We start from the raw sequence: 22821 nt of genomic DNA, 5'->3' as shown, positions 1-22821 counted from the left end.
CAGCTTACATCTGGCTCTGCAGGTACTTCTCCAGCCCCAGCCTGTCGATCAGCTGCAGCTGGATCTCCAGCCAGTAGGCGTGGTCTTCCTCGGTGTCCTTGAGCTGGGTCAGGAGGATGTCGCGGCTCTGGTAGTCCTGATGCTTCTCGCACAGCGCGATGCCCTTGCTCAGGGCCGCGCGCACCTCGTACTCCAGGGCCAGGTCCAGCTTCAGCGCCTCGGGCACGGTCTGCCCGTAGGTGAAGGCATTCGGCGCCATGTCCGGCACGCCTTCGAGGAAGATGATGCGCTTGAGCAGCGCATCGGCGTGCTGGGTCTCCTCCTCCATCTCGTGGTTGATGCGCTCGTAGAGCTTGGCGAAGCCCCAGTCCTCGTACAGGCGCGAGTGGATGAAGTACTGGTCGCGCGCGGCCAGCTCGCCCTTGAGCAGTTGCTTGAGGTAATCGATGACTTCGATATGGCCCTTCATGCCGGTGGTCCTTGTTGCAGCCGTGAAATGGGCGAATGCTCCGCCGGCCGCCTGTCGCGGTCAAGCGAAACGCACGGCGCCTCCACGAGGGAGGCGCCGCCAGGTGGATCGGATGGTGCCGGTGAAGCGCCGGATGGCGCGCCACCGGCAACGGTTCAGGCCAGATCGAAACGATCCAGGTTCATCACCTTGGTCCAGGCGGCGACGAAGTCCTTGACCAGCTTCGCCTTGCCGTCGGCGCTGGCATAGACCTCGGCATAGGCGCGCAGCACCGAGTTGGAGCCGAAGATCAGGTCGTTGCGGGTGCCGGTGTATTTCACCTGACCGCTCTTGCTGCACTTGCCCTCGAACACCTCCGCGCCGCCATCCACCGGTTTCCACTCGATGCCCATGTCCAGCAGGTTGACGAAGAAGTCGTTGGACAGCACGCCGACCTGGTCGGTGAACACGCCGTGGGCACCGCCGTCGTGGTTGGCGCCGAGCACGCGCAGGCCGCCGACCAGCGCGGTCAGCTCCGGCGCGCTCAGGGTCAGCAGCTGCGCCTTGTCGATCAGCATGGCCTCGGTCGGCACGCCCAGCTTGCCCTGGCTGTAGTTGCGGAAACCGTCGGCGACGGGCTCGAGCACCGCGAAGGACTCGATGTCGGTCTGATCCTGGCGCGCATCGACCCGTCCGGGGGCGAAGGGCACGTCGACCGCCACCCCGGCCGCCTTGGCGCCCTGCTCCACGCCGACGTTACCGGCCAGCACTATGACATCGGCCAGCGAGGCCTTGCCCGAGGCTTTCTGGATTTCCACCAGCTTGGCCAGCGCCTTGATCGCGCGCTGGTTGACCGGCCAATCCTTCTGCGGCGCCAGGGCCAGACGCGCACCGTTGGCACCGCCGCGCTTGTCGCCGCCGCGGAAGGTCGAGGCCGAGGCCCAGGCCACCGACACCAGATCGCCCACCGACAGCCCGGAGGCGGCGATCTTCGCCTTGAGATCGGCGATGTCGGCGGCGCTGGGGTTGTGCGTGGCGGCCGGCAGCGGGTCCTGCCAGATCATGTCCTCTTTCGGCACTTCCGGGCCGAGGTAGCGGGCCTTCGGCCCCATGTCGCGGTGAGTCAGCTTGTACCAGGCGCGGGCGAAGGCCTCGGCGAAGGCTTGCGGGTCATTGAGGAAACGCTGGGAAATCTTGCCGAACTCCGGGTCGAAACGCAGGGTCAGGTCGGTGGTGAGCATGGTCGGCTTGTGGAATTTGCCCGGCACATGGGCGTCCGGAATGATGTCCGGGGCGTCCTTGGCCACCCACTGCTTGGCGCCGGCCGGCGACTTGGTCAGTTCCCACTCGTACTTGAACAGGTTCTCGAAGAAGTTGTTGCTCCACAGCGCCGGAGTCTTGGTCCAGGTGACCTCGATGCCGCTGGAGATGGTGTCCTTGCCGTGACCGCTGCCGAAATCGCTCATCCAGCCCAGGCCCTGCGCCTCGATCGGCGCCGCCTCCGGCTCCGGCCCCTTGTGCGATTCCGGCGCGGCGCCGTGGGCCTTGCCGAAGGTGTGGCCGCCGGCGATCAGGGCGACGATTTCCTCGTCGTCCATGGCCATGCGGTTGAAGGTGGCGCGAATGTCCTTGGCCGCCAGCATGTAGTCGCCGCTGGCGTTCGGCCCTTCCGGGTTGACGTAGATCAGGCCCATGTGGGTGGCGCCGAACGGCGCCGCCAGCTCGCGATCATCCGTGACCCGCTCCGGGTCGACGCCCAGCCAGGCGATCTCGGCGCCCCAGTTGACGTCCAGATCCGGTTCCCACACGTCCTCGCGGCCGGCGCCGAAACCGAAGGTGCGAAAGCCCATGGACTCCAGCGCCACGTTACCGGCGAGCACCAGCAGGTCGGCCCAGGAGATCTGCTGGCCGTACTTCTGCTTGATCGGCCACAACAGGCGGCGGGTCTTGTCGATGTTGACGTTGTCCGGCCAGGAGTTCAGCGGGGCGAAGCGCTGCTGACCACGACCGCCGCCGCCGCGGCCGTCGGTGATGCGATAGGTGCCAGTGGCGTGCCAGGCCATGCGGATCATTTGCGGGCCGTAGTGGCCGAAGTCGGCCGGCCACCAGTCCTGGCTGTCGGTCATCAGCTTGACCAGGTCGGCCTTCAGCGCCTTGTAGTCGAGCTTCTTGAATTCTTCGGCGTAGTTGAACTTCGCGCCCAGCGGGTTGGACTTTTCCGAATGTTGATTGAGCAGATCCACACGCAACTGGTTCGGCCACCAATCCCGGTTGGTCGTGCCGCCGCCAGCGACGTGGTTGAACGGGCATTTACCTTGGTTCGACATGCTTCTCTCCTTTTTCTCATCGGGTCGGTCCCATCGACTGCGGCCGACGATGGAACAAGCCTAGACCCGCTTCGCCAGGCGAACCAATGCATGGAGCGTAACGACTCGATAGTTATTTTCTTTCAAGAGCCGCATAAAAAACGGGCCGCTGGGGCCCGTTCTTCCATACCTGCAGCAGGCTCAGGCCACGAGGATGAAGCCGACGAACGCCACGCCGGCCGCGATCAGGGTATAGGGCAGCTGGGTGACGGCATGGCTGATCAGATCGCAGCCGGAACCCTGCGCCGCCAGCACCGTGGAATCGCTGTAGAAGCAGGCCTGGCTGCCGAAGGCCGAGGCCGACATCAGCGCGCCGATCACCAGCGGGATGTCCGCGCCCAGCGCATAGGCCAGCGGCATGACGATGGGGATGGTCACGGCGAAGATGCCCCAGGACGAGCCGGTGGCGAAGCTCAGTACCGCCATGCACAGGAACACCATGGCCGGCAGCATCTGCGGGGTCATGTAGGGCTTGAGGCTCTCGACCACGTACTGCGGCAGCATCAGCTGGTCGCAGACGTCCTTGAAGATGAAGGCGGCGATGCAGATGCCGATGGCCGGCAGCATGGTCTTGAAGCCGTCGACCATCTGATCGAGCATCTCCGTCAGCGGCATCAGGCGCTGCAGCAGGTAGAACGGCAGGGTCAGCAGCATGGTGGCGATCATGCCCATCCACACGTCGATGTCGAAGTAGACGGTGAAGCCCACCAGCATGGCCAACGGCACCAGGAAGTTGTGCAGCTTGCCGCCCTCCTTGTCGGCGCCTTCGAACTCCTCCTCCAGCGACTTCATCGCGTAGTTGTGCTCGGCGCTCAACTCGCCCACGTGCATGGCCCCGGCCGAACCGTGGCGCGCCTGCATCTCGACCCTGCGCATCGGGCCGATATCGGGGAACAGGCCGGCGGCCACCAGCAGCACCAGGAGCACCGCGGCCCAGGCGTAGAGCATGTAGGGAATGGCCTGGACGTACACGCCGATGCCCTGCCCGGTCTCGGCGATGCCGTTGTTCTCCAACAGGCCGCCGAAGAACACCGCCCAGGTCGACAGCGGCACCAGCACGCAGATCGGCGCGGCGGTGGAGTCCACCACGTAGGCCAGCTTCTCGCGGGAAACCTTGAAGCGGTCGGTGACGCGCTTCATGGTCTCGCCCACGGTCAGGGCATTGAGGTAATCGTCGACGAAGATCACCACGCCCAGGACGAAGGTCATCAGCAGCGAGGAACGCCGGCCCTTGGCCAGCTTCAGCGCGGCACGACCGAACGCCAGGGCGCCGCCGGTACGCACCAGCAGGGCGATCAGCGCGCCGAAGCTGCCGCACACCAGGATCAGCCAGCCAATGGTTTCGTCCTGCATCACCTTCAGCGAAATCTCGGCGAAGCTGCCCATGGCGTCTTGCGGCGACAGCAACAGCAGGCCGCTGCAAGCACCGATCAGCAAGGCGAGGATGGGACGACGCAGCCAGATGGCCAGGGTCAGGACGACGGCAGGAGGGATAAGACTCAGAGCGGTAGGTTCGGACATGATCGGCAGTTGTTCTTATTGGGGCCGGCGAGCCGGCGAATCAAAGACCGCCGAACCTTACCCGAGCCCAATCTCGTACACAATATCAAACACGACGTGCGGAAAAATATTCACACCCCCAGGGCGCTGATTTCCGACTCGACGAATCACGGGCAACAAAAAACCGGGCGCAAGGCCCGGTTTTTCGTACAACCAGCAACTTACTCGGCAGCTTCTACCGAACCACCGACCGGACGGTCGACCAGTTCAACGTAGGCCATCGGAGCGTTGTCGCCAGCGCGGAAGCCGCACTTGAGGATGCGCAGGTAGCCGCCGTTACGGGTGGCGTAGCGCTTGCCCAGGTCGTTGAACAGCTTGCCGACGATGGCTTTCGAACGGGTACGGTCGAAGGCCAGACGACGGTTGGCAACGCTGTCTTCCTTGGCCAGGGTGATCAGCGGCTCGGCAACGCGACGCAGTTCCTTGGCTTTCGGCAGGGTAGTTTTGATCAGCTCGTGCTCGAACAGCGAGACCGCCATGTTCTGGAACATGGCCTTGCGGTGAGCGCTGGTGCGGCTGAGGTGACGGCCACTTTTACGATGACGCATGGTTCAATTCCTTACCAAACTTGTTCGTTCGGTGATGATGACGATCAGGCAGTGGCCTTATCGTCTTTCTTCAGACTTGCCGGCGGCCAATTGTCGAGGCGCATACCGAGGGACAGACCGCGAGAGGCCAGAACATCCTTGATTTCGGTCAGGGATTTCTTGCCCAGGTTCGGGGTTTTGAGCAGCTCTACTTCGGTGCGCTGAATCAGGTCGCCGATGTAATAGATGTTCTCTGCCTTCAGGCAGTTGGCCGAACGTACGGTCAGTTCCAGGTCGTCGACGGGACGCAGCAGGATCGGATCGATCTCGTCTTCCTGCTCGACCACCACCGGCTCGCTGTCACCCTTGAGGTCGACGAACGCGGCCAGCTGCTGCTGCAGGATGGTCGCGGCACGACGGATGGCCTCTTCGGGGTCCAGGGTACCGTTGGTTTCCAGGTCGATGACCAGTTTGTCCAGGTTGGTGCGCTGCTCGACACGGGCGTTTTCCACCACGTAAGCAACCCGACGCACAGGGCTGAACGAAGCATCCAGCTGCAAGCGACCGATGCTGCGGCTTTCGTCCTCGTCGCTCTGACGCGCGTCAGCCGGCTCATAGCCGCGACCACGAGCTACGGTGAGCTTCATGTTCAGCGCGCCATTGGCGGCCAGGTTAGCGATGACGTGGTCGCCATTGACGATTTCGACATCGTGATCCAGCTGAATATCGGCAGCGGTAACGACGCCCGGGCCCTTCTTAGCCAGAGTCAGGGTCACTTCGTCACGGCCGTGCAGCTTGATAGCCAGACCTTTCAGGTTGAGCAGGATCTCGATGACATCTTCCTGCACACCTTCGATCGCGGAGTACTCGTGGAGTACACCGTCGATCTCGGCCTCGACTACTGCACAGCCAGGCATGGAGGACAACAGGATGCGACGCAGCGCATTGCCCAGGGTATGGCCGAAACCACGCTCGAGAGGCTCGAGGGTGATCTTGGCGCGGGTCGAACTGACCTCCTGCACATCGATGTGGCGGGGGGTCAGGAACTCATTTACCGAAATCTGCATGGATGCACCTATTTTCTAGCCCTTACTTGGAGTAGAGCTCGACAATCAGGCTCTCGTTGATGTCAGCGGACAGATCGCCACGAGCCGGTACGTTCTTGAACACACCAGACTTCTTCTCGGCGTCTACTTCGACCCACTCAACGCGGCCACGCTGGGCGCAGAGCTCAAGAGCCTGAACGATGCGCAGCTGGTTCTTCGATTTCTCGCGAACAGCAACGACGTCGCCAGCTTTAACCTGATAGGACGGTACGTTTACGGTCTGACCGTTGACGCTGATTGCTTTGTGCGAAACCAGCTGACGGGATTCGGCACGGGTAGCGCCAAAGCCCATACGGTAAACCACGTTATCCAGACGGCATTCCAGCAGCTGCAGCAGGTTTTCGCCGGTGGCGCCCTTCTGGCTGGCAGCTTGCTTGTAGTAACCGCTGAACTGACGCTCCAGCACGCCGTAGATACGACGGACTTTCTGCTTCTCACGCAGCTGGGTGCCGTAGTCGGACTGGCGACCGCGACGCTGACCGTGAATACCGGGAGCTGCTTCGATGTTGCACTTAGATTCAAGCGCGCGAACACCGCTCTTCAGGAAGAGATCGGTGCCTTCACGGCGAGACAGTTTGCACTTGGGACCAATGTAACGAGCCATTTCTCACTGTCTCCTGTTTACACGCGACGCTTCTTCGGCGGACGGCACCCGTTGTGCGGGATAGGCGTCACGTCGGTGATGCTGGCGATTTTGTAGCCGCAGGCGTTCAGAGCACGCACAGCGGATTCGCGACCCGGACCCGGGCCCTTGACGTTCACGTCGAGGTTCTTCAGGCCGTACTCCAGTGCAGCCTGACCAGCGCGCTCGGCGGCGATCTGGGCAGCGAACGGAGTGGACTTACGCGAGCCGCGGAAACCCGAACCACCCGAGGTAGCCCAGGACAGGGCGTTGCCCTGACGGTCGGTGATGGTCACGATGGTGTTGTTGAAAGACGCGTGGATGTGGGCGATGCCATCGACCACCGTCTTTTTGACTTTCTTACGAGTACGAGCAGCAGGTTTTGCCATGACTAAATTCCTGTCGATTCGCGAATGCGATTACTTGCGGATCGGCTTACGCGGGCCCTTGCGGGTGCGAGCGTTGGTCTTGGTACGCTGACCGCGAACCGGCAGGCCTTTACGGTGGCGCAGGCCACGGTAGCAACCCAGATCCATCAAGCGCTTGATCTTCATATTCACTTCACGACGCAGGTCGCCTTCGGTATTCACCTTGGCTACTTCGCCACGCAGCTGTTCGATCTGCTCGTCAGTCAGATCCTTGATTTTCGCAGCCGGGTTTACACCGGTAGCGGCACAGATTTGCTGTGCGGTGGTGCGACCGACACCATAGATGTAGGTCAGCGAGATAACAGTGTGCTTGTTATCCGGAATGTTAACGCCTGCAATACGGGCCATTCAGTGGAACTCCAATTGACAGCTACCTACGCCCCGGAAGCCAAGAAATAGGGCGCGAGATATTAACGCTGTAGAAACGATTAATCAACCCGGCAGCGCACTAGCTGCCGGGCTTATCACGCGTGGTTCACACTCAGCCTTGGCGCTGCTTGTGACGCGGCTCTGCGCTGCAGATCACCCGCACGACACCTTCGCGACGGATAATTTTGCAGTTACGGCACAGCTTTTTCACCGATGCACGAACTTTCATTACCAACTCCTCGAACCTTACGGGTGGATCAGCGGAGCATGCCGCTGCCATAGCCCTTCAGGTTGGCTTTCTTCATCAGGGAATCGTACTGGTGAGACACGAGGTGCGATTGCACTTGGGACATGAAGTCCATGACAACCACGACCACGATCAGCAACGAGGTCCCGCCAAGGTAGAACGGAACGTTGGCCGCCACCACCAGGAACTGGGGCAGCAGGCACACGGCCGTCATGTACAGAGCACCGAACATGGTCAAGCGGGTCAGAACGCCATCGATATAGCGCGCCGACTGCTCGCCCGGACGGATGCCCGGAATAAAGGCACCGGACTTCTTCAGGTTTTCCGCTACGTCTTTCGGGTTGAACATCAGCGCCGTGTAGAAGAAGCAGAAGAAAATGATCCCTGCACTAAACAGCAGAATGTTCAACGGCTGACCAGGAGCGATCGCCTGCGAAATGTCCTGCAGCCAGCCCAGACCCTCGGACTGACCGAACCAGGCACCCAGCGAGGCCGGGAACAGCAGAAGGCTGCTGGCGAAAATGGCCGGGATGACCCCCGCCATGTTCACCTTCAGCGGCAGGTGGCTGGTCTGCGCGGCGAAGACCTTACGGCCCTGCTGACGCTTGGCGTAGTGCACCGCAATGCGACGCTGACCACGCTCGATGAACACCACGAAACCGATGATCGCTACTGCCAGCAGGCCGATGGCAATCAGGGCGAAGATGTTGATATCGCCCTGGCGCGCAGACTCGAAAGACTGCCCGATTGCCGACGGCAGACCGGCTACGATGCCTGCAAAAATCAGCATCGAGATACCGTTGCCGACACCGCGCTCGGTGATCTGCTCGCCCAACCACATCATGAACATCGCGCCCGCCACGAAAGTGGTGACCGCAACGAAGTGGAAGCCGAAATCGACCGAGAACGCCACGCCCTGACTGGCCAGACCAACGGACATGCCGATGGCCTGGACGAACGCCAGGACGAGAGTGCCGTAGCGGGTGTACTGGCTGATCTTGCGACGGCCAGCTTCACCTTCCTTCTTCAACTGCTCCAGCTGCGGGCTGACGGCGGTCATCAGCTGCATGATGATCGAGGCCGAGATGTACGGCATGATCCCCAGTGCAAAGATGCTCATCCGCTCCAGCGCGCCGCCGGAAAACATGTTGAACAAGCTAAGAATGGTCCCCTCATTCTGCCGGAACAGATCCGCCAGTCGGTCTGGGTTGATGCCAGGAACCGGGATGTGCGCACCTATCCGGTAGACGATGATCGCCATGAACAGGAAACGCAGACGAGCCCAGAGTTCGGACAACCCGCCACCTGCCAGCGCTGAGAGAGCACCTTGCTTAGCCATTTAGTCCTCGAACTTACCGCCAGCTGCTTCGATAGCCGCGCGCGCACCCTTGGTGGCGGCGATACCTTTCAGGGTGACCGCACGGGTGACCTCACCGGACAGCATGACTTTTACGCGCTGTACGTGTTGGCCGACCAGGTTGGCATCCTTCAGCGCCTGCAGAGTGACGACGCCTTCCACCTTGTTCAGCTCGGAGGTACGCACTTCGGCGCGATCCATAGCCTTCAGGGAGACGAAGCCGAACTTCGGCAGACGGCGGTGCAGCGGCTGCTGACCACCCTCGAAGCCCGGAGCGATGGTGCCACCGGAGCGGGAGGTCTGACCCTTGTGGCCGCGGCCACCGGTCTTGCCCAGACCGCTGCCGATACCACGGCCCGGACGGTGCTTCTCGCGACGGGCACCCGGCGCGGAACGCAGATCGTTCAGTTGCATGATTAACCCTCCACCTTCAGCAGGTAGTAAGCCTTGTTGATCATGCCGCGGTTTTCCGGAGTATCCAGAACCTCTACGGTGTGACCGATACGACGCAGGCCGAGGCCCTTGACGCAAGCTTTGTGATTGGCCAGGCGGCCATTGGTGCTCTTGATCAGAGTCACTTTGACGGTATTAGCCATGGTTAGAGAATCTCCTCGACGCTCTTGCCACGCTTGGCTGCAACGGATTCCGGAGACTGCATGGTCTTCAGACCCTTGAAGGTGGCGTGAACCACGTTCACCGGGTTGGTCGAGCCGTAGCACTTGGCCAGAACGTTCTGCACACCCGCCACTTCCAGCACGGCACGCATGGCGCCGCCGGCGATGATGCCGGTACCTTCCGAAGCCGGCTGCATGTACACCTTGGAGGCGCCATGAGCGGACTTGATCGGGTACTGCAGAGTGGTGCCGTTCAGATCCACCTGGATCATGTTGCGACGCGCAGCTTCCATCGCCTTCTGGATGGCGGCCGGCACTTCGCGGGACTTGCCACGGCCGAAACCGACGCGACCCTTGCCATCACCCACCACGGTCAGCGCGGTGAAGGTGAAGATACGGCCACCCTTTACGGTCTTGGCAACGCGGTTAACCTGGACCAGCTTCTCGATATAGCCTTCGTCGCGCTTTTGGTCGTTATTTGCCATAACTTAGAACTCCAGCCCGCCTTCACGAGCAGCATCGGCCAGCGCCTTGACGCGACCGTGGTACTTGAAGCCAGAACGGTCGAATGCAACCTGAGTCACACCAGCGGCTTTCGCGCGCTCGGCAACCAGTTGACCTACTTTCTTGGCGGCGTCGACGTTGCCAGTGGCGCCATCACGCAGTGCTTTGTCCAAGGTCGAGGCACTGGCCAGAACCTTGCTGCCGTCGGCCGAAATGACCTGGGCGTAGATGTGTTGCGAAGAGCGGTACACGCACAGACGCACGGCTTCGAGCTCGTGCATTTTCAGGCGTGCTTTGCGAGCGCGACGCAGACGAGTAACTTTTTTGTCGGTCATATCTCAGCCCCTTACTTCTTCTTGGCTTCTTTACGACGGACGACTTCATCCGCGTAACGAACGCCTTTGCCCTTGTAAGGCTCAGGACGACGGAAGTCACGGATCTCCGCAGCCACCTGACCCACCAGTTGCTTGTCGATACCCTTGATCAGGATTTCGGTCTGGTTCGGGGTTTCGGCCACGACGCCTGCCGGCAGTTCGTAGTCGATCGGGTGGGAGAAGCCCAGCGCGAGGTTCAGCACCTGGCCTTTGGCTTGAGCTTTGTAGCCCACGCCGACCAGCTGCAGCTTGCGCTCGAAGCCTTGGCTGACGCCGATGACCATGTTGTTGACCAGAGCACGAGTGGTGCCGGCCATGGCGCGGTTCTGCTGATCGCCATTACGAGCGGCGAAACGCAGCTCGCTGCCTTCCTGGATCACTTCCACGGACGAGTGTACGTTCAGTTCGAGAGCGCCCTTGGCGCCCTTCACCGAGAGCTGCTGACCGGCGAGTTTGACCTCGACACCGGCAGGCAGCACTACGGGGTTCTTAGCAACACGAGACATGCTTATCCCCCCTTAGAACACGGTGCAGAGCACTTCGCCGCCGACACCGGCAGCGCGCGCAGCGCGGTCCGTCATCACACCCTTGTTGGTGGAGACGATGGAGACACCGAGACCGCCGCGAACTTTCGGCAGATCGTCGACGGATTTGTACTGGCGAAGGCCGGGACGGCTCACGCGCTTGACTTCCTCGATGACCGGACGGCCTTCGAAGTACTTCAGCTCGATGGACAGCTGCGGCTTGGCTTCGCCGCTGATCTGATAACCCGCAATATAACCTTCGTCCTTCAGAACTTTGGCTACAGCCACCTTCAGCGTGGAAGACGGCATGCTTACGACGGACTTTTCAGCCATCTGGGCATTACGGATACGAGTTAGCATGTCCGCTAACGGGTCCTGCATACTCATGGGCTAGACGCTCCTGATACAAAAAGAACAGCCCGAAGGCTGTGGGATCATCCAAAAGCTCGGCATGCAAAATGCCAGGCTCAGGAGAGCCGGACATTCTAGAGACCGATCAAAAATGAATCAAGCCCCAAAAGGGGCTTGATTCGGATAAAACAAAGCCGGCGCGAGGCCGGCTCCGTTTCGACTTACCAGCTGGCTTTCACCAGACCCGGTACGTCGCCGCGCATGGCGGCTTCACGCAGCTTGTTACGCGACAGACCGAACTTGCGGTAAACGCCGTGCGGACGGCCGGTGATGCGGCAGCGGTTACGCAGGCGCGAGGCGCTGGCGTCACGCGGCTGCTTCTGCAGAGCGACCTGGGCTTCCCAACGCGCTTCCGGACTGGTGTTCGGATTGGCGATGGTGGCTTTCAGCTCGGCACGCTTCTTGGCGTACTTGGCAACCGTTTGCTGACGCTTCAGCTCGCGGTTCTTCATGCTTGTCTTGGCCATGTTCCAGACTCCGATCAGTTGCGGAACGGGAAGTTGAAAGCACGCAGCAGGGCGCGGCCTTCATCATCGTTACGGGCAGTGGTAGTCAGGGTGATGTCCAGACCACGCAGCGCATCGATTTTGTCGTAATCGATTTCCGGGAAGATGATCTGCTCTTTCACGCCCATGCTGTAGTTGCCGCGGCCGTCGAAGGACTTGGCATTCAGGCCGCGGAAGTCACGCACGCGCGGCAGGGAGATGGACAGCAGACGATCCAGGAACTCGTACATACGCTCGCGACGCAGAGTGACCTTGACGCCAATCGGCCAACCTTCACGAACCTTGAAACCGGCGATCGATTTGCGGGCATGAGTCACGACGACTTTCTGACCGGTGATCTTCTCGAGGTCGGCAACCGCGTTCTCGATGACTTTCTTGTCACCGATCGCTTCGCCCAGGCCCATGTTCAGGGTGATCTTGGTGATGCGCGGAACTTCCATCACGTTCGCCAGCTTCAGTTCTTCCTTCAGCTTGGGCGCGATTTCCTTCCGGTAAATCTCTTTCAGTCGTGCCATGGTGTTTTACCTATGATTCTCAAGCGCCAACCGGCTTCTGGGTGGACTTGAAGACACGAATTTTCTTGCCGTCTTCGATCTTGAAGCCAACGCGGTCAGCCTTGTTGGTCTCAGAGTTGAAGATGGCAACGTTGGAAGCGTGCAGCGGCGCTTCTTTCTCGACGATACCGCCTTGAACGCCCGACATCGGGTTCGGCTTGGTATGGCGCTTCACCAGGTTGATGCCGCCAACGACCAGACGGTCGTCAGCGAGAACCTTGAGCACCTTGCCACGCTTACCTTTGTCTTTGCCGGCGATCACGATGATCTCGTCGTCACGACGAATCTTTTGCATGTCGGATCTCCTTAAAGCACTTCAGGGGCGAGCGAGACGATCTTCATGAACTTCTCGGAACGCAGTTCACGGGTCACTGGCCCGAAGATACGGGTACCGATCGGCTCCTGCTTGTTGTTCAGCAGAACAGCAGCGTTGCCGTCGAAGCGGATGATCGAGCCATCGGCACGGCGAACGCCGTGACGGGTACGAACGACCACTGCGGTCATGACCTGACCTTTCTTCACTTTGCCGCGCGGAATTGCTTCCTTGACGGTGACCTTGATGATGTCGCCGATGCCGGCGTAGCGACGATGAGAGCCGCCCAGCACCTTGATGCACATGACGCGACGTGCACCGCTGTTGTCAGCCACATCGAGCATGGATTGAGTCTGAATCATAAAATTTCTCCGACCCCTAGCCCTTAGACTTCGACTGCGCGTTCGAGGACTTCAACCAGGGCCCAAGACTTGGTCTTGGCCAGCGGACGGGTTTCACGGATGGAAACCTTGTCGCCGATGTGGCACTGGTTGTTCTCGTCGTGCGCGTGCAGCTTGGTCGAACGCTTGACGTATTTACCGTAGATCGGGTGCTTGACGCGACGCTCGATCAGAACGGTGATGGTCTTGTCCATCTTGTCGCTGACAACACGGCCGGTCAGCGTACGGACTGTTTTTTCGGCTTCAGCCATGATCACTTACCTGCCTGCTGGTTGAGCACAGTTTTCACACGAGCGATGTCGCGCTTAACTTGCGAGAGCAGGTGAGACTGCCCCAACTGGCCAGTTGCCTTCTGCATACGCAGATTGAACTGGTCGCGCAGCAGGCCGAGCAGTTGCTCGTTCAGCTGCTGTGCGGTTTTTTCACGAAGTTCGGTCGCTTTCATCACATCACCGTCCGCTTAACAAAGGTGGTGGCGAGCGGCAGCTTTGCAGCAGCCAGGGCGAAAGCCTCACGCGCCAGCTCTTCGGAAACGCCTTCGATCTCGTACAGGACCTTGCCTGGCTGGATCTGGGCTACCCAGTATTCGACGCCACCCTTACCTTTACCCATCCGCACTTCGAGAGGCTTCTTGGTAACCGGCTTGTCCGGGAACACGCGAATCCAGATCTTGCCGCCACGCTTGACGTGACGAGTCAGAGCACGACGAGCGGACTCGATCTGACGGGCGGTGAGACGACCGCGGGCGACAGACTTCAGCGCGAACTCGCCGAAGCTGACCTTGCTACCGCGCTGAGCCAGACCACGGTTGTGGCCGGTCATCTGCTTGCGGAACTTCGTACGCTTTGGTTGCAACATTTTGCGTACCCCTTACTTAGCAGCTTTTTTACGAGGAGCGGGTGCTTGCGGCTTCAGCTCTTCCTGGCGACCACCAATCACTTCGCCTTTGAAGATCCAAACCTTGACACCAATCACACCGTAGGTGGTGTGCGCTTCGTAGGTGGCGTAATCGATATCGGCACGCAGGGTGTGCAGCGGCACACGACCTTCGCGATACCACTCGGTACGGGCGATTTCAGCGCCGCCGAGACGACCACTCACCTGGATTTTGATGCCCTTGGCACCAATGCGCATGGCGTTCTGTACAGCGCGCTTCATGGCGCGACGGAACATAACGCGACGCTCCAGCTGCTGAGCTACGCTCTGCGCAACCAGCATACCGTCGAGCTCCGGCTTGCGGATCTCTTCGATGTTGATGTGCACCGGCACACCCATTTGCTTGGTCAGGTCCTGACGCAGCTTCTCAACATCTTCACCTTTCTTGCCGATCACGATGCCGGGGCGAGCGGTGTGGATGGTGATGCGTGCGGTTTGTGCCGGACGAGCGATGTCGATACGGCTTACGGACGCGCTTTTTAGTTTGTCTTGCAGGTATGCACGAACCTTCAGGTCGGCGTTCAGGTAGTCGGCGTAATTGCGACCATCTGCGTACCAGACCGAGGTGTGATCCTTGACGATTCCCAGGCGGATGCCAACGGGATGTACTTTCTGACCCATCTGATCGACTCCGTTACTTGTCCGCAACCTTGACAGTGATATGGCAAGACCGCTTGACGATGCGATCAGCACGGCCTTTGGCACGCGGCATGATGCGCTTAAGCGAACGCCCTTCGTTGACGAAAACGGTGCTGACCTTCAGGTCATCGACGTCTGCGCCTTCGTTGTGCTCGGCGTTGGCAACGGCCGACTCCAGCACTTTCTTCATGATCTCGGCGGCTTTCTTGCTGCTGAAAGCCAGGAGGTTGAGCGCTTCGCCCACCTTCTTCCCGCGGATCTGGTCGGCGACCAAGCGGGCTTTCTGGGCGGAGATGCGAGCGCCCGACAACTTAGCGGCTACTTCCATTTCCTTACCCCTTAACGCTTGGCTTTCTTGTCGGCCACGTGACCACGATAGGTACGGGTGCCGGCAAATTCGCCCAGTTTGTGGCCGACCATGTCTTCGTTCACGAGGACCGGGACATGTTGACGACCGTTATGCACAGCGATGGTCAGACCGACCATCTGCGGCAGGATCATGGAACGGCGCGACCAGGTTTTAACCGGCTTGCGATCGTTCTTTTCCACCGCCGCTTCGACCTTCTTCAGTAGGTGAAGATCGATAAAAGGACCTTTTTTCAGAGAACGTGGCACTGTCGTATCCCTCTATTTACTTGCGACGACGGACGATCATGTTGTCGGTGCGCTTGTTAGCACGGGTCTTCGCGCCCTTGGTCGGGAAGCCCCATGGCGACACCGGATGACGACCACCGGAGGTACGACCCTCACCACCACCGTGCGGGTGATCAACCGGGTTCATGGCAACACCACGAACGGTCGGACGAACACCGCGCCAGCGCTTGGCACCGGCCTTACCCAGCGAACGCAGGCTGTGCTCGGAGTTCGAGACTTCGCCCAGGGTCGCACGGCACTCGGCCAGGACTTTGCGCATTTCGCCGGAGCGCAGACGCAGAGTCACATAGGCACCTTCACGGGCGATCAGCTGCGCGGAAGCGCCAGCGGAACGCGCGATCTGTGCGCCTTTGCCCGGCTTCAGCTCGATACCGTGAACGGTCGAACCCACCGGAATGTTGCGCAGCTGCAGGCTGTTGCCCGGCTTGATCGGCGCCATGTTGCCGGCTACCAGCTGGTCGCCAGCGCTCACGCCCTTCGGCGCGATGATGTAGCGACGCTCACCGTCGGCATACTTCAGCAGAGCGATGTGAGCAGTACGGTTCGGATCGTATTCCACGCGCTCGACGGTGGCCGGAATGCCATCCTTGTCGTTGCGACGGAAGTCGACCAGACGGTAATGCTGCTTGTGACCACCACCAACGTGACGCGTGGTGATACGGCCGTTGTTGTTACGACCGCCGGACTTCGACTTCTTCTCGAGCAGCGGAGCGTACGGAGCGCCTTTGTGCAGCTCCTGGTTGACCACCTTGACCACAAAACGGCGGCCAGCGGAAGTCGGTTTGCACTTAACGATTGCCATGATGCACCCCTTCCTTACTCAGCACTGCTGGTGAAATCGAGATCTTGGCCCGGCTGAAGGGAGATAACTGCCTTCTTCCAGTCGTTACGCTTGCCCAGACCGCGAGCGGTGCGCTTGCTCTTGCCCAGAACGTTCTGGGTAGTGACGCGCTCAACCTTCACGCTGAACAGGCTTTCGACGGCCTTCTTGATTTCCAGCTTGGTCGCATCGGTAGCGACCTTGAAAACGAACTGACCTTGCTTGTCAGCCAGAACCGTGGCCTTCTCGGAGATGTGCGGGCCAAGCAGCACTTTGAATACGCGTTCCTGGTTCATCCCAGCAGCTCCTCGAATTTCTTCACGGCCGAAACGGTGACCAGCACCTTTTCGTACGCGATCAGGCTGACCGGATCGGAACCCTGAACGTCGCGAACGTCGACGTGCGGCAGGTTGCGGGCAGCCAGGTACAGATTCTGATCAACAGCATCGGACACGATCAGAACATCGTTCAGACCCATGCCGTTCAGCTTGGCCAACAAGGTCTTGGTCTTCGGCGCATCAACGGCGAAGTCTTCGACCACGACCAGACGGTCGGTACGCACCAGCTCAGCAAGGATGGAGCGCAGAGCTGCGCGGTACATCTTCTTGTTCAGCTTTTGCTCATGGTTGCGAGTGGACGCTGCGAAGGTCACACCACCGCCACGCCAGATCGGACCACGGGTGGTACCGGCACGGGCACGACCGGTGCCCTTCTGACGCCACGGGCGCTTGCCGCCACCGGAAACGTCGGAACGGGACTTCTGGCCTTTGGTGCCCTGACGGCCGCCGGCCATGTAGGCCACGACTGCTTGGTGAACCAGGGTCTCGTTGAACTCGCCACCGAAGGTCGCATCGGACACTTCGATCGCCTGAGCGCCATTTACATTCAATTGCATCTCAGATTCTCCCCTTACGCCTTGACAGCCGGACGAACGATAACGTCGCCGCCAGTAGCGCCCGGAACGGCACCCTTGACCAGCAGCAAGTTACGCTCGGCGTCTACGCGAATGACTTCCAGGGACTGCACGGTCACGCGCTCAGCGCCCATATGACCGGACATCTTTTTGCCCTTGAATACACGACCCGGGGTCTGGCACTGGCCGATGGAACCCGGCACACGGTGAGAAACGGAGTTACCGTGAGTGTTGTCCTGGCCGCGGAAGTTCCAACGCTTGATGGTACCGGCGAAGCCTTTACCTTTGGACTGACCGGTGACATCCACCAGTTGACCAGCTTGGAAAATTTCAGCGTTGATCAGATCGCCGGCCTGGTAGTCGCCTTCTTCAAGACGGAACTCCAGAACGGTACGACCTGCCGCGACGTTCGCCTTGGCGAAGTGACCGGCCTGAGCCTTGCTGACGCGCGAGGCGCGACGCTCACCGACAGTGACCTGCACTGCACGGTAGCCATCGGACTCCTCGTTTTTGAACTGGGTGACGCGATTCGGCTCGATCTCGATGACCGTGACCGGAATGGAGACACCTTCTTCGGTGAAAATGCGGGTCATGCCGCACTTACGACCGACTACACCAATAGTCATGTTGTAAACCTCATGAGTGTACGGGGCTTTCACCCGCTATGGCCGCCCATTTCAGAGCGTTACACGACTAAAACCGCCAGGTTTTAGCCGAGGCTGATCTGCACTTCCACGCCTGCCGCAAGGTCGAGCTTCATCAGCGCGTCGACGGTTTTGTCCGTCGGCTGAACGATGTCCAGCACACGCTTATGAGTGCGGATTTCGTACTGATCGCGCGCGTCTTTGTTGACGTGCGGAGAAATCAGAACGGTGTACCGCTCCTTACGAGTAGGCAGAGGAATCGGACCACGCACCTGAGCACCAGTACGTTTCGCGGTTTCCACGATTTCCTGGGTAGATTGATCGATCAGGCGATGGTCAAAAGCCTTCAACCGAATACGGATTTGTTGGTTTTGCATTTTGACCTCAGATTCCAAGCTGCTAATCCCTGCGGACGGACTACGCCCGCCGAAAGGAGGCGCAATTGTACGGATGGCCCTAGGGGGTGTCAACTTTTAACCAGTTCAAAAGAAAAGGGCCCCGAAGGGCCCTTTTCTCTTTAACGGATCAGTCGATTACTCGACGATCTTGGCAACCACGCCGGCGCCGACGGTACGACCGCCTTCGCGGATCGCGAAGCGCAGGCCGTCTTCCATGGCGATCGGCTTGATCAGGGTGACAACCATCTTGATGTTGTCGCCCGGCATTACCATCTCAACGCCTTCCGGCAGTTCGCACGAACCGGTCACGTCGGTGGTACGGAAGTAGAACTGCGGACGGTAGCCCTTGAAGAACGGGGTGTGACGACCACCTTCTTCCTTGGACAGCACGTACACTTCAGCTTCGAACTTGGTGTGCGGCTTGATGGTGCCCGGCTTGGCCAGAACCTGGCCACGCTCGACTTCATCACGCTTGGTGCCGCGCAGCAGCACGCCGCAGTTCTCGCCAGCACGACCTTCGTCCAGCAGCTTGCGGAACATTTCCACGCCGGTGCAGGTGGTCTTGGTGGTCGGACGCAGACCGACGATTTCGATTTCTTCCTGGATCTTGACGATACCGCGCTCGACACGACCGGTTACCACGGTACCGCGGCCGGAGATCGAGAACACGTCTTCGATCGGCATCAGGAACGGACGGTCGATGGCACGCACCGGCTCAGGGATGTAGGTATCCAGAGTCTCAACCAGCTTCTTGACGGCAGTGGTGCCCAGCTCGTTGTCGTCCTGACCGTTCAGCGCCATCAGCGCGGAACCGATGATGATCGGGGTGTCGTCGCCCGGGAAATCGTAAGTGCTGAGCAGGTCGCGCACTTCCATTTCCACCAGCTCCAGCAGCTCGGCGTCGTCGACCATGTCCGCCTTGTTCAGGAACACGACGATGTAGGGTACGCCAACCTGACGGGACAGCAGGATGTGCTCGCGGGTTTGCGGCATGGGGCCGTCGGCAGCCGAGCAGACCAGGATCGCGCCGTCCATCTGGGCAGCACCGGTGATCATGTTCTTCACGTAGTCGGCGTGGCCCGGGCAGTCAACGTGCGCATAGTGACGAATGTTGGAGTCGTACTCGACGTGCGCAGTGTTGATGGTGATACCACGAGCCTTTTCTTCCGGGGCGCTGTCGATCTTGTCGAAATCAACGCGAGCGGAACCGAAAACCTCGGAGCACACACGGGTCAGAGCAGCGGTCAGAGTGGTTTTACCGTGGTCAACGTGACCGATGGTGCCGACGTTGACGTGCGGTTTGTTACGTTCAAATTTTTCTTTAGCCACGACAGTGAACCTCTTGCCTAAAGGGCTGGATTAGCCTTGTTTTTTAACCAGTGCTTCGACGATGTTCGCCGGAGCTTCGGAGTACTTGGAGAATTCCATGGAGTAGCTCGCGCGACCCTGGGACATGGAACGGACGTCGGTCGCATAACCGAACATCTCGCCCAGCGGAACCTCGGCACGGATCACTTTGCCCGATACCGAATCTTCCATACCCTGGATCAGACCACGACGACGGTTCAGGTCACCCATCACGTCACCCATGTAGTCCTCAGGCGTTACAACTTCAACCTTCATGATCGGCTCAAGCACAACACCGCCGCCCTTCTGAGCGAGCTGCTTGGTCGCCATGGAAGCCGCCACCTTGAACGCCATCTCGTTGGAGTCGACGTCGTGGTAGGAACCATCGAATACGGTCGCCTTCAGGCCGATCAGCGGATAGCCGGCGACGACGCCGTTCTTCATCTGCTCTTCGATACCCTTCTGGATCGCCGGGATGTATTCCTTCGGAACCACACCACCCACAACTTCGTTGTGGAACTCCAGACCCTCTTGACCCTCGTCAGCCGGGGCAAAGCGGATCCAGCAGTGGCCGAACTGGCCACGACCACCGGACTGGCGAACGAACTTGCCTTCGATCTCGCAGCTCTTGGTGATTTTTTCGCGGTAGGAAACCTGCGGCTTGCCGATGTTCGCCTCGACGTTGAACTCGCGACGCATACGGTCGACGAGGATGTCCAGGTGCAGCTCGCCCATGCCAGAGATGATGGTCTGGCCGGTTTCTTCGTCGGTCTTGACGCGGAACGACGGGTCTTCCTGGGCCAGCTTGCCCAGTGCGATACCCATCTTCTCCTGGTCAGCCTTGGTCTTCGGCTCTACGGCAACCGAGATTACCGGCTCCGGGAAGTCCATACGCTCGAGGATGATCTGCTTGTCGAGGTCGCACAGGGTGTCACCGGTGGTGACGTCCTTCATGCCGATCAGGGCCGCGATGTCGCCAGCGCGCACTTCCTTGATCTCGTCACGCTGGTTGGCGTGCATCTGCACCATACGACCAACGCGCTCTTTCTTGCCCTTGACCGAGTTGATCACGGAGTCGCCGGAGGTCAGAACGCCCGAGTAGACGCGAACGAAGGTCAGGGTACCGACGAACGGGTCAGTGGCGATCTTGAACGCCAGCGCCGAGAACGGCTCGGCATCGTCGGCATGACGCTCGTCGTAATCGGCGTCGGTCAGCTCGTCCTTCGGCTTGTCGATGACATCCGGGTGGATGCCCTTGATTGCCGGAATTTCGGTCGGAGCAGGCAGGTAGTCGATGACGGCGTCGAGAACCAGGGGCACGCCCTTGTTCTTGAAGGAAGAACCGCAAACGGCCGGAACGATCTCGCCAGCCAGGGTGCGCGCACGCAGACCGGCCTTGATTTCCTCGGCGCTCAACTCGCCGCCTTCCAGGTACTTGTTCATCAGCTCTTCGTTGGCTTCGGCGGCGGCTTCGATCATGTTCGAACGCCACTCTTCAGCCAGATCCTGGAGCTCGGCCGGGATCTCTTCCTCGCGATAGGAAGTACCCTTGTCTTCTTCGTTCCAGTAGATCGCCTTCATCTTGATCAGGTCGACCTGACCTTCGAAGTTGTCTTCCGCACCGATGGCCAGCTGGACCGGAACCGGGGTGTGACCCAGGCGGTTCTTGATCTGACCGATGACGCGCAGGAAGTTGGCGCCGGCACGGTCCATCTTGTTCACGTAAACCACACGCGGAACGCCGTACTTGTTGGCCTGACGCCATACGGTCTCGGACTGCGGCTCAACGCCGGAGGTACCACAGAACACCACGACCGCACCGTCGAGCACGCGCAGCGAACGCTCTACTTCGATGGTGAAGTCGACGTGGCCGGGGGTATCGATCACGTTGACGCGGTACTTGTCGTACTGGCCCTTGGAGCCCTGCCAGAAGGTGGTCACGGCAGCGGAGGTAATGGTGATACCGCGCTCCTGCTCCTGCACCATCCAGTCGGTGGTCGCAGCGCCGTCATGCACTTCGCCCATCTTGTGGCTCAGACCCGTGTAGAACAGGATCCGCTCGGTAGTGGTGGTCTTGCCCGCGTCAACGTGGGCACAGATACCGATGTTACGGTAGCGGTTAATTGCTGTATTACGAGCCATAAAGCCCTCGCAAAGTTAGTGGAGCCGGAATTAGAAGCGGTAGTGCGAGAAAGCCTTGTTGGCCTCGGCCATACGGTGCACGTCTTCACGCTTCTTGACAGCAGCGCCTTTGCCTTCAGCAGCATCCAGCAGCTCGCCAGCCAGACGCAGAGCCATGGACTTCTCACCGCGCTTGCGCGCGTAGTCCACCAGCCAGCGCATAGCCAGGGCGTTACGACGGGACGGGCGAACTTCGACCGGAACCTGGTAGGTAGCACCGCCGACACGGCGGGACTTGACTTCGACCAGCGGAGCGATGGCGTCGAGAGCTTTCTCGAAGATCTCCAGGGGATCGGTGTTCTTGCGCGCTTTGACAGTGTCCAGGGCACCGTAAACGATGCGCTCGGCCACGGCCTTCTTGCCGCTTTCCATCACGTGGTTCATGAATTTAGCGAGGATCTGGCTTCCGTATTTCGGATCGTCCAGGATCTCACGCTTTGCTGCTACACGACGTCTTGGCATTGATAAGCCCTCAAACGGTCTTCAGGTTAGCCCGGGACTGACGGCATTCGCCGCGCCCGACCTTACTCTTATCGACTCAACTAAATAAAAAGATCAGGCGGCCTTATTTCGGACGCTTGGTACCGTACTTGGAACGACCCTGCTTACGGTCTTTGACGCCGGAGGTATCCAGCGAACCGCGCACGGTGTGGTAACGCACACCCGGAAGGTCCTTTACACGACCGCCACGGATCAGCACTACGCTGTGCTCTTGCAGGTTGTGGCCTTCACCGCCGATGTACGAGGAAACCTCGAAACCGTTGGTCAGACGCACGCGGCATACTTTACGCAGTGCCGAGTTAGGTTTTTTCGGCGTGGTGGTGTACACGCGGGTGCACACGCCACGACGTTGCGGGCAGTTCTGCAGCGCAGGCACGTCGGATTTCTCGACGATGCGCTTACGCGGCTGACGTACCAGCTGGTTGATAGTTGCCATCTACTAGCTCCACTGTTGTCTTTCGACGCTATTTAGCTACACACAAATAAAGATGGCAGAGCCAAGCGCCCTGCCAAATTTAGGGGTGCATGAGTCTAAAGAGACTCAACGCCCCAGTCAA

At 60.0% G+C, this 22821-nt stretch carries 35 protein-coding genes; all 35 read right to left on the bottom strand.

Annotated elements, in window-relative coordinates; translation table 11 throughout:
- Nucleotides 1–4: 4 nt before the first annotated feature.
- Complete coding sequence (gene bfr, locus AC1G9C_RS03270) at nt 5–469, bottom strand: bacterioferritin (protein ID WP_457788065.1); 465 nt, start codon at nt 467–469, stop codon at nt 5–7.
- Between the two features lie 155 nt (nt 470–624).
- The gene (gene katG, locus AC1G9C_RS03265) at nt 625–2775 is read right to left on the bottom strand and encodes a catalase/peroxidase HPI (protein WP_480409428.1); all 2151 of its coding nucleotides are present in this window, start codon (nt 2773–2775) and stop codon (nt 625–627) included.
- Between the two features lie 180 nt (nt 2776–2955).
- Complete coding sequence (locus tag AC1G9C_RS03260; protein ID WP_480409427.1) at nt 2956–4335, bottom strand: Na+/H+ antiporter NhaC family protein; 1380 nt, start codon at nt 4333–4335, stop codon at nt 2956–2958.
- A gap of 200 nt (nt 4336–4535) precedes the next feature.
- A complete protein-coding gene (rplQ, locus tag AC1G9C_RS03255) occupies nt 4536–4922 on the bottom strand; it encodes a 50S ribosomal protein L17 (RefSeq protein ID WP_003243945.1) in 387 nt (128 codons plus the stop codon).
- A gap of 44 nt (nt 4923–4966) precedes the next feature.
- Nucleotides 4967–5968 (bottom strand): DNA-directed RNA polymerase subunit alpha, encoded by a 1002-nt coding sequence (locus tag AC1G9C_RS03250; protein ID WP_021444321.1) that lies wholly within the window; start codon nt 5966–5968, stop codon nt 4967–4969.
- A gap of 22 nt (nt 5969–5990) precedes the next feature.
- A complete protein-coding gene (gene rpsD / locus AC1G9C_RS03245) occupies nt 5991–6611 on the bottom strand; it encodes a 30S ribosomal protein S4 (RefSeq protein WP_021444322.1) in 621 nt (206 codons plus the stop codon).
- A gap of 17 nt (nt 6612–6628) precedes the next feature.
- Nucleotides 6629–7018 carry a 30S ribosomal protein S11 gene (gene rpsK, locus AC1G9C_RS03240; RefSeq protein WP_003243933.1) on the bottom strand — a complete coding sequence of 130 codons (390 nt, stop codon included), beginning with the start codon at nt 7016–7018 and terminating at the stop codon, nt 6629–6631.
- Nucleotides 7019–7048: 30 nt separating this feature from the next.
- Complete coding sequence (gene rpsM, locus AC1G9C_RS03235) at nt 7049–7405, bottom strand: 30S ribosomal protein S13 (protein WP_021444323.1); 357 nt, start codon at nt 7403–7405, stop codon at nt 7049–7051.
- Between the two features lie 133 nt (nt 7406–7538).
- Nucleotides 7539–7655: a 50S ribosomal protein L36 gene (rpmJ, locus tag AC1G9C_RS03230; RefSeq protein ID WP_002555468.1), complete on the bottom strand. Its 117-nt coding sequence runs from the start codon at nt 7653–7655 to the stop codon at nt 7539–7541.
- Between the two features lie 28 nt (nt 7656–7683).
- Entirely contained in the window at nt 7684–9012 is a 1329-nt protein-coding gene (gene secY, locus AC1G9C_RS03225) for a preprotein translocase subunit SecY (RefSeq protein WP_031303184.1), read from the bottom strand.
- On the bottom strand, nt 9013–9444 hold the full coding sequence (rplO, locus tag AC1G9C_RS03220) for a 50S ribosomal protein L15 (RefSeq protein WP_480409426.1): 432 nt from the start codon (nt 9442–9444) through the stop codon (nt 9013–9015).
- Between the two features lie 2 nt (nt 9445–9446).
- Nucleotides 9447–9626, bottom strand: a complete 180-nt coding sequence (gene rpmD / locus AC1G9C_RS03215; RefSeq protein WP_003243922.1) for a 50S ribosomal protein L30 — start codon at nt 9624–9626, stop codon at nt 9447–9449.
- 2 nt (nt 9627–9628) lie between these two features.
- A complete protein-coding gene (gene rpsE / locus AC1G9C_RS03210; protein ID WP_003243920.1) occupies nt 9629–10129 on the bottom strand; it encodes a 30S ribosomal protein S5 in 501 nt (166 codons plus the stop codon).
- Between the two features lie 3 nt (nt 10130–10132).
- Nucleotides 10133–10483, bottom strand: a complete 351-nt coding sequence (gene rplR / locus AC1G9C_RS03205) for a 50S ribosomal protein L18 (RefSeq protein WP_003243919.1) — start codon at nt 10481–10483, stop codon at nt 10133–10135.
- Nucleotides 10484–10494: 11 nt separating this feature from the next.
- Nucleotides 10495–11028 carry a 50S ribosomal protein L6 gene (rplF, locus tag AC1G9C_RS03200; RefSeq protein WP_021444325.1) on the bottom strand — a complete coding sequence of 178 codons (534 nt, stop codon included), beginning with the start codon at nt 11026–11028 and terminating at the stop codon, nt 10495–10497.
- A gap of 12 nt (nt 11029–11040) precedes the next feature.
- Entirely contained in the window at nt 11041–11433 is a 393-nt protein-coding gene (gene rpsH, locus AC1G9C_RS03195; RefSeq protein ID WP_013789766.1) for a 30S ribosomal protein S8, read from the bottom strand.
- 185 nt (nt 11434–11618) lie between these two features.
- Nucleotides 11619–11924: a 30S ribosomal protein S14 gene (gene rpsN, locus AC1G9C_RS03190; RefSeq protein WP_003463288.1), complete on the bottom strand. Its 306-nt coding sequence runs from the start codon at nt 11922–11924 to the stop codon at nt 11619–11621.
- Nucleotides 11925–11938: 14 nt separating this feature from the next.
- The gene (gene rplE, locus AC1G9C_RS03185; protein ID WP_003243911.1) at nt 11939–12478 is read right to left on the bottom strand and encodes a 50S ribosomal protein L5; all 540 of its coding nucleotides are present in this window, start codon (nt 12476–12478) and stop codon (nt 11939–11941) included.
- Between the two features lie 19 nt (nt 12479–12497).
- Complete coding sequence (gene rplX / locus AC1G9C_RS03180; protein ID WP_003243909.1) at nt 12498–12812, bottom strand: 50S ribosomal protein L24; 315 nt, start codon at nt 12810–12812, stop codon at nt 12498–12500.
- 11 nt (nt 12813–12823) lie between these two features.
- Complete coding sequence (rplN, locus tag AC1G9C_RS03175; RefSeq protein ID WP_003243907.1) at nt 12824–13192, bottom strand: 50S ribosomal protein L14; 369 nt, start codon at nt 13190–13192, stop codon at nt 12824–12826.
- A 23-nt stretch (nt 13193–13215) separates the two neighbouring features.
- Nucleotides 13216–13482 (bottom strand): 30S ribosomal protein S17, encoded by a 267-nt coding sequence (gene rpsQ, locus AC1G9C_RS03170; RefSeq protein ID WP_031303185.1) that lies wholly within the window; start codon nt 13480–13482, stop codon nt 13216–13218.
- Between the two features lie 2 nt (nt 13483–13484).
- The gene (gene rpmC / locus AC1G9C_RS03165) at nt 13485–13676 is read right to left on the bottom strand and encodes a 50S ribosomal protein L29 (RefSeq protein WP_003463299.1); all 192 of its coding nucleotides are present in this window, start codon (nt 13674–13676) and stop codon (nt 13485–13487) included.
- Entirely contained in the window at nt 13676–14089 is a 414-nt protein-coding gene (rplP, locus tag AC1G9C_RS03160) for a 50S ribosomal protein L16 (protein WP_003243901.1), read from the bottom strand. The genes rpmC and rplP overlap by 1 nt, the downstream gene beginning before the upstream one ends.
- 12 nt (nt 14090–14101) lie before the next feature.
- A complete protein-coding gene (rpsC, locus tag AC1G9C_RS03155) occupies nt 14102–14788 on the bottom strand; it encodes a 30S ribosomal protein S3 (RefSeq protein WP_021444327.1) in 687 nt (228 codons plus the stop codon).
- 13 nt (nt 14789–14801) lie between these two features.
- Nucleotides 14802–15134, bottom strand: a complete 333-nt coding sequence (gene rplV, locus AC1G9C_RS03150; RefSeq protein ID WP_003103908.1) for a 50S ribosomal protein L22 — start codon at nt 15132–15134, stop codon at nt 14802–14804.
- Between the two features lie 11 nt (nt 15135–15145).
- Nucleotides 15146–15421: a 30S ribosomal protein S19 gene (gene rpsS, locus AC1G9C_RS03145; RefSeq protein WP_031303186.1), complete on the bottom strand. Its 276-nt coding sequence runs from the start codon at nt 15419–15421 to the stop codon at nt 15146–15148.
- A gap of 16 nt (nt 15422–15437) precedes the next feature.
- A complete protein-coding gene (rplB, locus tag AC1G9C_RS03140) occupies nt 15438–16262 on the bottom strand; it encodes a 50S ribosomal protein L2 (RefSeq protein WP_021444330.1) in 825 nt (274 codons plus the stop codon).
- Nucleotides 16263–16276: 14 nt separating this feature from the next.
- The gene (gene rplW / locus AC1G9C_RS03135) at nt 16277–16576 is read right to left on the bottom strand and encodes a 50S ribosomal protein L23 (protein ID WP_021444331.1); all 300 of its coding nucleotides are present in this window, start codon (nt 16574–16576) and stop codon (nt 16277–16279) included.
- Nucleotides 16573–17175 (bottom strand): 50S ribosomal protein L4, encoded by a 603-nt coding sequence (gene rplD, locus AC1G9C_RS03130; protein WP_021444332.1) that lies wholly within the window; start codon nt 17173–17175, stop codon nt 16573–16575. The genes rplW and rplD overlap by 4 nt, the downstream gene beginning before the upstream one ends.
- Nucleotides 17176–17189: 14 nt before the next feature.
- Nucleotides 17190–17819: a 50S ribosomal protein L3 gene (gene rplC, locus AC1G9C_RS03125; RefSeq protein ID WP_122108897.1), complete on the bottom strand. Its 630-nt coding sequence runs from the start codon at nt 17817–17819 to the stop codon at nt 17190–17192.
- 83 nt (nt 17820–17902) lie between these two features.
- Nucleotides 17903–18214 carry a 30S ribosomal protein S10 gene (gene rpsJ / locus AC1G9C_RS03120; RefSeq protein ID WP_003243886.1) on the bottom strand — a complete coding sequence of 104 codons (312 nt, stop codon included), beginning with the start codon at nt 18212–18214 and terminating at the stop codon, nt 17903–17905.
- Nucleotides 18215–18370: 156 nt separating this feature from the next.
- Nucleotides 18371–19564: an elongation factor Tu gene (gene tuf / locus AC1G9C_RS03115; protein ID WP_397497818.1), complete on the bottom strand. Its 1194-nt coding sequence runs from the start codon at nt 19562–19564 to the stop codon at nt 18371–18373.
- A gap of 30 nt (nt 19565–19594) precedes the next feature.
- Entirely contained in the window at nt 19595–21724 is a 2130-nt protein-coding gene (fusA, locus tag AC1G9C_RS03110; RefSeq protein WP_480409425.1) for an elongation factor G, read from the bottom strand.
- Between the two features lie 30 nt (nt 21725–21754).
- Entirely contained in the window at nt 21755–22225 is a 471-nt protein-coding gene (rpsG, locus tag AC1G9C_RS03105) for a 30S ribosomal protein S7 (protein ID WP_021445873.1), read from the bottom strand.
- Nucleotides 22226–22328: 103 nt separating this feature from the next.
- Nucleotides 22329–22700, bottom strand: a complete 372-nt coding sequence (gene rpsL / locus AC1G9C_RS03100) for a 30S ribosomal protein S12 (RefSeq protein ID WP_003463319.1) — start codon at nt 22698–22700, stop codon at nt 22329–22331.
- Nucleotides 22701–22821 lie beyond the last annotated feature (121 nt).

The organism is Pseudomonas sp. ABa2 (assembly GCF_056676075.1).
The sequence above is the reverse complement of the archived record's forward strand: the minus strand, read 5'-3'. Positions and strand labels throughout refer to the sequence as shown.

Excerpts from the sequence above, each read along its gene's own strand:
- bfr (WP_457788065.1), bottom strand. The coding sequence starts at position 469 with ATGAAGGGCCATATCGAAGTCATCGATTACCTCAAGCAACTGCTCAAG.
- katG (WP_480409428.1), bottom strand. The coding sequence starts at position 2,775 with ATGTCGAACCAAGGTAAATGCCCGTTCAACCACGTCGCTGGCGGCGGC.
- AC1G9C_RS03260 (WP_480409427.1), bottom strand. The coding sequence starts at position 4,335 with ATGTCCGAACCTACCGCTCTGAGTCTTATCCCTCCTGCCGTCGTCCTG.
- rplQ (WP_003243945.1), bottom strand. The coding sequence starts at position 4,922 with ATGCGTCATCGTAAAAGTGGCCGTCACCTCAGCCGCACCAGCGCTCAC.
- AC1G9C_RS03250 (WP_021444321.1), bottom strand. The coding sequence starts at position 5,968 with ATGCAGATTTCGGTAAATGAGTTCCTGACCCCCCGCCACATCGATGTG.
- rpsD (WP_021444322.1), bottom strand. The coding sequence starts at position 6,611 with ATGGCTCGTTACATTGGTCCCAAGTGCAAACTGTCTCGCCGTGAAGGC.
- rpsK (WP_003243933.1), bottom strand. The coding sequence starts at position 7,018 with ATGGCAAAACCTGCTGCTCGTACTCGTAAGAAAGTCAAAAAGACGGTG.
- rpsM (WP_021444323.1), bottom strand. The coding sequence starts at position 7,405 with ATGGCCCGTATTGCAGGCGTTAACATTCCGGATAACAAGCACACTGTT.
- rpmJ (WP_002555468.1), bottom strand. The coding sequence starts at position 7,655 with ATGAAAGTTCGTGCATCGGTGAAAAAGCTGTGCCGTAACTGCAAAATT.
- secY (WP_031303184.1), bottom strand. The coding sequence starts at position 9,012 with ATGGCTAAGCAAGGTGCTCTCTCAGCGCTGGCAGGTGGCGGGTTGTCC.
- rplO (WP_480409426.1), bottom strand. The coding sequence starts at position 9,444 with ATGCAACTGAACGATCTGCGTTCCGCGCCGGGTGCCCGTCGCGAGAAG.
- rpmD (WP_003243922.1), bottom strand. The coding sequence starts at position 9,626 with ATGGCTAATACCGTCAAAGTGACTCTGATCAAGAGCACCAATGGCCGC.
- rpsE (WP_003243920.1), bottom strand. The coding sequence starts at position 10,129 with ATGGCAAATAACGACCAAAAGCGCGACGAAGGCTATATCGAGAAGCTG.
- rplR (WP_003243919.1), bottom strand. The coding sequence starts at position 10,483 with ATGACCGACAAAAAAGTTACTCGTCTGCGTCGCGCTCGCAAAGCACGC.
- rplF (WP_021444325.1), bottom strand. The coding sequence starts at position 11,028 with ATGTCTCGTGTTGCTAAGAACCCCGTAGTGCTGCCTGCCGGTGTCGAG.
- rpsH (WP_013789766.1), bottom strand. The coding sequence starts at position 11,433 with ATGAGTATGCAGGACCCGTTAGCGGACATGCTAACTCGTATCCGTAAT.
- rpsN (WP_003463288.1), bottom strand. The coding sequence starts at position 11,924 with ATGGCCAAGACAAGCATGAAGAACCGCGAGCTGAAGCGTCAGCAAACG.
- rplE (WP_003243911.1), bottom strand. The coding sequence starts at position 12,478 with ATGGCACGACTGAAAGAGATTTACCGGAAGGAAATCGCGCCCAAGCTG.
- rplX (WP_003243909.1), bottom strand. The coding sequence starts at position 12,812 with ATGCAAAAGATTCGTCGTGACGACGAGATCATCGTGATCGCCGGCAAA.
- rplN (WP_003243907.1), bottom strand. The coding sequence starts at position 13,192 with ATGATTCAGACTCAATCCATGCTCGATGTGGCTGACAACAGCGGTGCA.
- rpsQ (WP_031303185.1), bottom strand. The coding sequence starts at position 13,482 with ATGGCTGAAGCCGAAAAAACAGTCCGTACGCTGACCGGCCGTGTTGTC.
- rpmC (WP_003463299.1), bottom strand. The coding sequence starts at position 13,676 with ATGAAAGCGACCGAACTTCGTGAAAAAACCGCACAGCAGCTGAACGAG.
- rplP (WP_003243901.1), bottom strand. The coding sequence starts at position 14,089 with ATGTTGCAACCAAAGCGTACGAAGTTCCGCAAGCAGATGACCGGCCAC.
- rpsC (WP_021444327.1), bottom strand. The coding sequence starts at position 14,788 with ATGGGTCAGAAAGTACATCCCGTTGGCATCCGCCTGGGAATCGTCAAG.
- rplV (WP_003103908.1), bottom strand. The coding sequence starts at position 15,134 with ATGGAAGTAGCCGCTAAGTTGTCGGGCGCTCGCATCTCCGCCCAGAAA.
- rplB (WP_021444330.1), bottom strand. The coding sequence starts at position 16,262 with ATGGCAATCGTTAAGTGCAAACCGACTTCCGCTGGCCGCCGTTTTGTG.
- rplW (WP_021444331.1), bottom strand. The coding sequence starts at position 16,576 with ATGAACCAGGAACGCGTATTCAAAGTGCTGCTTGGCCCGCACATCTCC.
- rplD (WP_021444332.1), bottom strand. The coding sequence starts at position 17,175 with ATGCAATTGAATGTAAATGGCGCTCAGGCGATCGAAGTGTCCGATGCG.
- rplC (WP_122108897.1), bottom strand. The coding sequence starts at position 17,819 with ATGACTATTGGTGTAGTCGGTCGTAAGTGCGGCATGACCCGCATTTTC.
- rpsJ (WP_003243886.1), bottom strand. The coding sequence starts at position 18,214 with ATGCAAAACCAACAAATCCGTATTCGGTTGAAGGCTTTTGACCATCGC.
- fusA (WP_480409425.1), bottom strand. The coding sequence starts at position 21,724 with ATGGCTCGTAATACAGCAATTAACCGCTACCGTAACATCGGTATCTGT.
- rpsG (WP_021445873.1), bottom strand. The coding sequence starts at position 22,225 with ATGCCAAGACGTCGTGTAGCAGCAAAGCGTGAGATCCTGGACGATCCG.
- rpsL (WP_003463319.1), bottom strand. The coding sequence starts at position 22,700 with ATGGCAACTATCAACCAGCTGGTACGTCAGCCGCGTAAGCGCATCGTC.